General features: G+C 33.9%; 6 protein-coding genes. 2 read left to right on the top strand and 4 right to left on the bottom strand.

Features of this window, described 5'->3' with window-relative positions; translation table 11 throughout:
- The first annotated feature begins 138 nt into the window (after positions 1–138).
- Together ruvC and CDOMF_RS10345 are read left to right on the top strand one after the other, a co-directional pair.
- On the top strand, positions 139–615 hold the full coding sequence (gene ruvC / locus CDOMF_RS10350) for a crossover junction endodeoxyribonuclease RuvC (RefSeq protein ID WP_169975198.1): 477 nt from the start codon (positions 139–141) through the stop codon (positions 613–615).
- 16 nt (positions 616–631) lie between these two features.
- On the top strand, positions 632–1,225 hold the full coding sequence (locus tag CDOMF_RS10345) for a hypothetical protein (protein WP_260951896.1): 594 nt from the start codon (positions 632–634) through the stop codon (positions 1,223–1,225).
- Between the two features lie 369 nt (positions 1,226–1,594).
- On the opposite strand, the gene CDOMF_RS10340 is transcribed toward CDOMF_RS10345, so the two are convergent.
- The 4 genes from CDOMF_RS10340 to CDOMF_RS10325 all read right to left on the bottom strand — a co-directional run bounded on the left by CDOMF_RS10340 (position 1,595) and on the right by CDOMF_RS10325 (position 7,639).
- On the bottom strand, positions 1,595–3,061 hold the full coding sequence (locus CDOMF_RS10340; protein WP_260951895.1) for an ATP-binding protein: 1,467 nt from the start codon (positions 3,059–3,061) through the stop codon (positions 1,595–1,597).
- Between the two features lie 2 nt (positions 3,062–3,063).
- Positions 3,064–3,696, bottom strand: coding sequence for an FAD-dependent thymidylate synthase (thyX, locus tag CDOMF_RS10335; protein WP_260951894.1), 633 nt, complete (start codon positions 3,694–3,696; stop codon positions 3,064–3,066).
- Between the two features lie 113 nt (positions 3,697–3,809).
- On the bottom strand, positions 3,810–6,167 hold the full coding sequence (gene flgE / locus CDOMF_RS10330; protein ID WP_260951893.1) for a flagellar hook protein FlgE: 2,358 nt from the start codon (positions 6,165–6,167) through the stop codon (positions 3,810–3,812).
- 131 nt (positions 6,168–6,298) lie between these two features.
- Positions 6,299–7,639 carry a Na+/H+ antiporter NhaC family protein gene (locus tag CDOMF_RS10325; protein WP_260951892.1) on the bottom strand — a complete coding sequence of 447 codons (1,341 nt, stop codon included), beginning with the start codon at positions 7,637–7,639 and terminating at the stop codon, positions 6,299–6,301.
- Between the last annotated feature and the right edge of the window lie 61 nt (positions 7,640–7,700).

The following is a 7,700-nucleotide window of genomic DNA, read 5'->3' as shown; positions in this document are numbered from 1 at the left end:
ATTTATCCCTTTTTATTATAGTAGTTTATCATTTTATCTTAAATTTCATAAAATCTTTGTTAAAATGCCTCTAATAGATGTTTTTCACAGCGTGAAAAAAACGTGAAAAACTTTTTTATTTGGCAAATTAAGGATGTGATGAAAATTTTAGGAATTGATCCCGGAAGCAAGAATTGCGGTTATGCGATCATCGAAAAAACTGCGTTTAAAACGAGCTTGATTGAAGCAGGACTTATAAAGATTAAGCCTGATTTGCTTCAGTATCAGATAACTCAGCTTTGTGAGGGGCTTGATCTCATTTTTAAAAACCACAAATTCGATGAAGTCGCGATTGAGGATATATTTTTTGCGTATAATCCAAAAACGGTTTTAAAACTTGCTCAGTTTCGCGGTGCATTAAGTCTTAAAATTCTTCAAATTCACGGAGAATTCGCGGAATACACCCCACTTCAGGTGAAAAAAGCGGTAACAGGCAAGGCAAAAGCGGATAAAGAGCAAGTTGCCTTTATGGTGAAGAAAATTTTAGGGATCGCCAAAGATATAAAGCCGCTTGATATAACCGATGCTATCGCGGTTGCATTAACGCATGCAAATAATTTGCGGATAAAAAAGTAAATTTAAAGGAGATAAAATGAGGAAAATTTTAGTTGTTTTAGCTGTTTTTGCATCGCTAAATTTATTTGCAAATGAAGTTTCAAAAGATAATGAAATCATCTGCAACTACTCAAATTTAGGCATAGAAACAAAGAAAACTACAAAAGCAAAACAGATTATGGTTAAAGATGTATTGTTTAGCGGTTCAAATTCGCAAAATTTTGGAGTTAAAAAGGACTTAAGACAAACTTGTGAAGTTTTAAACTGCGTGATGGATGATAGCGTAGAAAATAAGCAAGCATTTTTCAAAAATGCAACACTTACGATATTAAATGGCGATGATGAGATATCCAATATGGCGGTTGATTATTTTAGTTCTCGTGAATTTGATTTTGCTAAAAAATTAAGACATGATGCTTTACTTTTAAAATTTGGTTGCGACTATGAACTTATGCCTATTGAAACAAGAAATGGCGTGAATAAAGTATTTGTAAAAGCTATCGTCATGTCAAGAGGAAAAGAGATTGGTAAAATAGAAATAAACGGCAGAGTGCTTGCTATAAGAGGTAAATTTGGCATGGTGCAAGACATGCAGGTTTATAATCTAAAATTAAAAGAGATAAAAGAGTAAAATTATTGTTTGATGCCTAAAATTTAAGGATTTTCTGAATTGGAATCTATTTTTAAAATTTTTAAGTAATTTTTGAAATATATATTAGTATTAAAAAATTAAAATTTTAAATATATAATTTTAATTAAAATTTATTTTTTAATATTATTTATATTTTTTTAAGCTTTTAATCAAACAACAATCAAACAAAATTTTATATTTAAATATGTAATTTAGAGGCTTTTAGCACTTATCTTATATTTTTTTAAGCTTTTAATCAAACAACAATCAAACAAAATTTTATATTTAAATATGTAATTTAGAGGCTTTTAGCACTTATCTTATATTTTTTTAAGCTTTTAATCAAACAACAATCAAACAAATTTATTTCTATTTAGCCCATATAGGCACATACATTCTTGCTTTTGAACCAACAGTCTCATCATGTATAGCAATTTTATTGTCTTCAATTGTAAAATTTATAATTTTTGATGCCATTGAGCTGTTTTTGGCGTCTATTCCAAACCTGTCTCTTAAAGTTGTATTAGTCATATATTCGTTTTGTATATATTTTAAACAACAATGCAGATAACAAGCTCTAATTTTGTCCTCTTTGTACATATCCTTTAGTTCTTTATGGGCAAACAAAATAGCCCGCGTATAGCCATTTATAGCTTCAAAAGCAGGTGCAGGTAGCTGATAAAATTCTGTCCAATGAACTACTTTATCTATACCGCTTCCTCTCTCTTCGCATATATTTATCCTTCTCATAAAAGAAGCCAATCTCTCATTTCTTGACTTTGGAGGATTGTCTAAAAACCTATCCGTATTTATAAGTGGTTCACCTGGATTTGTTATTTCTATCCTGTTGTCGTAAATTTCTATCATAATAGAATTACCACTTTGCAAAAAATCTTGATGTATTATGGCATTTGCAACTAGCTCTCTTATACAAATTTCAGGATACATTTTTATCTCTTGCCTAAAGACTTTATCTATTACTTCATTGGTAGGCAAGATATTATTTATATAATTTATTAACCCTTCAAAACCAACCGCAAAGCCTCTTTTGCCTTCAATTTCGTTTTTAGTATTAACTTTTGAATTTCCCTTATATTGTATAACTCTTATGACTTTTCTTTTTAAATTTGTAAAATTATTTAAATCTTTTGCAAATAATATAGCACCTAAATTTGTGATATCATATTTACCATTATCTAATTTAATTATCATTTCATCTTTGGCAAGAAAATCAATTATATATTTTTTACTATCAGGCAATGGCAATTTTAATAGTTCAAAATATTTTGGATAATCCAATAAATCTAAAATTTCTATATCATTAAGGTTGTTTGTTGCTATTTGCTTTTCAAAAGGAGTTTTATCAAACGCCCTCCAAAGCTCTTTTTCTTTTTCTGGTAGTTCTCTCAACTTTTTCTTGTTTTCGCCAAGTCTTATATATTCTTTACCCTCAAAAGATACTGGATGTTTATCAGCCGATGCTATTTCTAGTAAAACAATATTTTTATTGTCAATAGAAATTTCATAAAATTTATAGTCTATTTTTGGTTCAAGTAGTCTTAATATCCAATTATCCAAATTTTCATTACCTTTTTTAGCTGTTGATGGTTTAAAGGTTGTTCCTATTATCTCATGAGTTTTATCATTTACTCCCCAAATTATATATGCATTTGGTTTGTTATTTAAAGTAGCTGAATTTGATAGAGCACTAATATATTCTCCTATTAGATGTGGATCTTTGTTATCTTCTTTAAATTCTATCCATTCAGTTTCATTTGAATATTTTATAAATTCTAGGACTAAAGATTTGATATATTCACTATCCCTTGTGATCATTTTTACTCCGACTTTTCATTATTTACGATATGATTTTCATAAATAAATTTATGTTCATCAGGCAATGCGCCATAAATTTTATGAGCTAGATCACGTATTTCCCAAAGGGCGGATTTGGAGCTTCTTAAAGATAAGAAATTTTGCAAACTTCTAGCATTTATACTCCATGTTAATTCCGTTTTATAGCACTCCGGTAGGCAGTATTTGACGATATCAAGGCTAGTTGTAGTAGTGGCTAAAATTTCGCGCAGATTATCAAGTGCCCTTATGCTTGCGTTATCGATTAGTTCATTTCCTGTTAACACGATGTATCTGCTTGCGTTTTCAAAGTCGCCAAGCTCAAATTTCGCCTCGTTTCTAAGCTCTTTTAGCGTGTAGCGAGTTGATTTCACGCTTAAGCTTGCTATGCGGTGACGAGCTAGCTCTTGAAGCAGTGCGCGCGAAATTCCTTGGATGTAAAAGTTATAATAAAGATGCTCAAGCGTGCTTGCATGCTTAAATTTATTCCCCACTCGGTCGATGAGTTCGATATCTTTTTCGCCGCCGTTATCGCCCTTATCAAAGCTTTGCCAGCAGGTACGAATCGCGTGCGAGCAGATATTAAGCGGAGTGAAATTTAGAAGTGTTACTTGCATTTTAGCTCTTTATTTATGAAATTTAATCTCGTAAATTTAGCTAAAAATTGATGAAATTCGGGTTAAATTTGGGGGCGTTATATTAGCCCCACAAGAGTAGAAAAATAGATAGATTAATTTTTAAGCTGTAAGAGTGTATTTAGCATCTCGTTGCTTGTAGTTATTGTCTTTGAGTTAGCTTGAAATCCGCGTTGAACTACAATTAGCTGAGTTAGCGAGCGGCTTAGATCTACGTTACTCATCTCTAAGCTTGAAGCTGAAATTTTGCCGCGTCCGGAGGTATTAGCAGCACCTATTATAGGATCTCCAGAGTTTGCAGTCATTGCAAATAAATTACCACCTTCGCTTGTTAGACCTTCATTATTTGTAAATTTAGCCACCGCAACTTGCGCAAGTCCCAAGCTTCTACCGTTTGTAAATGTGCCTACAAGCGTGCCTGACTCATCTATTCTAAGTCCGTTTAACTCGCCTCCTGTATAACCGTCTTGGCTGATATTTGCAGTTGCTGAATCGTTATCATAGCTTGTCATTCCAGTAAAGCCCATTGTATCGCCTAAATTTAGCTCTATATGCTGACCTGCCGAAGAGCCATTTGCCGCGCCAAATGTGATACTGGCAGGGCTATATGTGCCAAGCGAACCGTCGGCGTTAAATCTAATATATCCTGTTGTTACGTTTTCAGGTTTGCCGTCAAAATTTATCTTATTTGGCTCTGCAACTTGGATGATCATCGTCCATTCTGTTCCATTGTTTTCAGTATATGCTCGTTTTGTAAAATCAAGCTTTACATTGTGTTTTGCACCAAGGCTATCAAATACATCTATGCTTGAGCTATGGCTTGCCATATGTAGGCTATCTGTTACACGCTTTGATTCACCTGTGCTTAATGAGCCTGCTAAGACTGCCATAGTTTTTTTAAATCCGATATTTTCAGTGACGTTATTTTTGGCATTGTTTAGACCTGTTATAGTTAGATACATATTGTGGTCATTAACATCAGTGTCATTGTTTGCAGTAGGTTTTGGAGTATTAGTTCCAGGATCTATTGTGCCATCAGTTGCATCTGTGTCATCTTCATTAAAAGCATCGCCTTTTGGGTTTTTTATCTGAAATTGACCATATTCGTTTACAGTTACTTCTACACCATCGTTTTTATTATCTGCTATTTTATCTGTAAAATCTGTTTGTTTAGGCGTGCCATCAGCTTCATTGCCGACTTTTTCTCCAATATAATTTACCCAAAGTCTTGCATCTTTTTGCATAGCTTCTCTTAAATCTTCTGTAGTTGTAACTTTTCTCTCTGTAGAGTCGTTATAAGTATGAGTTGAATTTGTCCTTGTTTTGCTATAAGTATATTGATAAGCTGTAATGATATTTGTAGTAACTAAATCTCCTATAGCTGTATTTGCTACAAGTTTTATATTTTTATTTTCAACTGATGCTCCTAAATTATTTCTATTGGTTAATACAAGTTGATTTCCATTAGTTACGCTTGCTTCAACACCTGTTTTATTATATTTCTCATTTATTGCAGCTGCTAACTGGCTAATATTCTTAATATTGCCTAGTTTTATATTTTCTCCATTTAAAACAATATCAAGCGTTTGTGGAGCTGCAAAATTTCCAAGTGGGTCAGCACCTACGTTCAATGCTTTTGTCTTAGCATCAGAGTAGCTTATCCAAATGCCTTGACCATCTCTTAGATTATAAGCGTCTCCATCATTATTAAATAACACTCCTAGATCTGCTCCTCTTTCTCTTAGTCTTTGTTCACCAGTTTTTGTTACATAAAACTCATCTTCTCCAACATTATTTTCATCATGTATTTCATTGTCTGTTTTAATATTATCAATAGGAGATTTCTCAACCCAGCGACTGTATTGATCAAGTTGGTAGATAGGAATTTTTTTCGTCCCTACGTCATCGCCGCTATCAAGGTTAGCTTTTAATGCTATTTCGGTAGTAGCGCGAGCAGGAGTAGTAAGTCCCGGTGGGATAATGATATTTTCTATCGGTCTTGTCGGATCTATCTCTCCCGTAGTCTCATCTCTCATCCAGCCTTGTACTATATGTCCACCGTTATCTACGAAATTTCCTACGCTATCACGTGAGAAGTCGCCGTTTCTGGTATAAAGTCTAGTTTTACCGCCGTCTGGGCTAACGATGAAAAATCCATCACCCTGAAGCGCGATATCGGTCTGCTTATCGGTAGTTTGAAGAGAGCCTTGCTTAAAAATTTTAGTAGTAGTATTAACCTGTGTTCCAAGACCTACCTGCATAGAGTTTAAACCGCCATGTTTATTTTGAGGAGCGGTGGATACACGAGAAGTTTGATATATAAGATCATCAAAATTTGCTCTGCTATATTTAAAACCTATGGTGTTTACGTTTGCTATGTTATTACCTTCGACATCCATTGCTATTTGGTGAGCCTGAAGTCCCGTAACTCCAGACCAAAGAGATCTCATCATAATCTTATCCTTTTATGCAATTTTTAAAAGATAAAAGCAAAAGATGTTCCAAAATATATAAATCAAGTAGAGAATAGTAATTAAATTTATAGCCTACCAGTCAAGTATAGCAGGCTATAAAATTATAGGGATTATAATATCATTGCTCCTATAATACCACCTATTATAAGTGGAATATTAAAGAAAATAAATGTCGGCACGCAAGTATCGTAGATATGGTTGTGCTGTCCGTCGGCATTTAGACCTGCTGTAGGCCCAAGTGTGCTATCACTTGCCGGACTTCCCGCATCTCCAAGTGCCGCAGCAATACCAACTAAAAGAATAATGGCCGGGAATGAAAATCCTAAAGATATAGAAAGCGGAACATAGATCGCAGCTATAATAGGTATGGTGCCAAAGCTAGTTCCTATGCCCATAGTTACAAGTAGTCCTATGGTTAGCATCATTATAGCTCCTCCTAATTTTCCACCAGCGATATTGCTAGCAAAATTTACAAGTTGTTCGATACCGCCACTCTCTCTTAAAACAGAGCCAAAACCGGCTGCAACAAGCATAATAAATGCGATAAAGCCCATCATGGCTAGACCGCTATCCATGACTTTGTCTATCTTGTTATACTCTATGCCCCCAAAAGCCACCATAACAAGAAGTCCCAAAAGTGCCCCAAGAGGCATACTTGATGTGTAAATTTGCACTACAAACGCTACTATGGCACCTCCTAATACTGCCCACTCTTTCTTTGTCATTTTTAGGCTTTTAGCTAATTCCGCTTCTTGCATCTCTAAATTTTCAAAGTTTGTATGTTTATATTCTCTTTTTTTAGAATAAAATATAGAGATTGCCAAAAATAGACCTACTAGCATTGAAAATCCGCCTATCCACATTACATTTTGAATATCTGAAATTTCTACATTTACACCATTATTTGCAAGTTCTTTTTTTATAATACCGTGAAAAATAAGTCCAAAACCTACGCTAAGACTTACATAAGGCGCTTTTAAACCAAATGTCAGAGCTGTTGCTATAGCGCGTCTATCTATATTTAATTTATTCATAAGAGGTAAAAGTGGTGGAATAAGTATAGGTATAAACGCTATGTGAACCGGGATTAAATTTTGAGAAAAGCATGCTACTGCAGCAATTATTAATGCAAAATATGCACGAGTGCTGCTTAAAATTTTAGTTATACTATTTATTAAAATAGCCGTTAAATTCGTATTTGCGATAGCAGCCGCAAGAGCTCCTAATAAAATATAGCTAAGAGAAGTTTCTAAATTTCCTTTCATGCCGGTAATTAGAGTAGAAGTAGTAGCTGTAAGAGCGTCGAAAAACGCACTAAAGCTAGCAAATCCATTATGATACATTAAACCGGCGACAAGCGCTGAAACCAGAATCGATAATAATACATTAAAGCGAAGCAGACAAAGCACAGTCATAATTACTATGCTTACAACAACGGGATTAGAAAGCATAAAATTTCCTTATTATTGATGGATAATCGGGTATTATACCTCTATTTATCTTAAATTTATA

The sequence above is a fragment of the Campylobacter sp. RM16187 genome (assembly GCF_025319965.1).
Lineage (GTDB): Bacteria > Campylobacterota > Campylobacteria > Campylobacterales > Campylobacteraceae > Campylobacter_A.
This window is presented reverse-complemented; position numbering and strand designations above follow the sequence as displayed.

Coding starts and splice junctions, on each gene's coding strand:
- CDOMF_RS10345 (WP_260951896.1), top strand. CDS start 632: ATGAGGAAAATTTTAGTTGTTTTAGCTGTTTTTGCATCGCTAAATTTA.
- flgE (WP_260951893.1), bottom strand. CDS start 6,167: ATGATGAGATCTCTTTGGTCTGGAGTTACGGGACTTCAGGCTCACCAA.
- CDOMF_RS10340 (WP_260951895.1), bottom strand. CDS start 3,061: ATGATCACAAGGGATAGTGAATATATCAAATCTTTAGTCCTAGAATTT.
- ruvC (WP_169975198.1), top strand. CDS start 139: ATGAAAATTTTAGGAATTGATCCCGGAAGCAAGAATTGCGGTTATGCG.
- thyX (WP_260951894.1), bottom strand. CDS start 3,696: ATGCAAGTAACACTTCTAAATTTCACTCCGCTTAATATCTGCTCGCAC.
- CDOMF_RS10325 (WP_260951892.1), bottom strand. CDS start 7,639: ATGCTTTCTAATCCCGTTGTTGTAAGCATAGTAATTATGACTGTGCTT.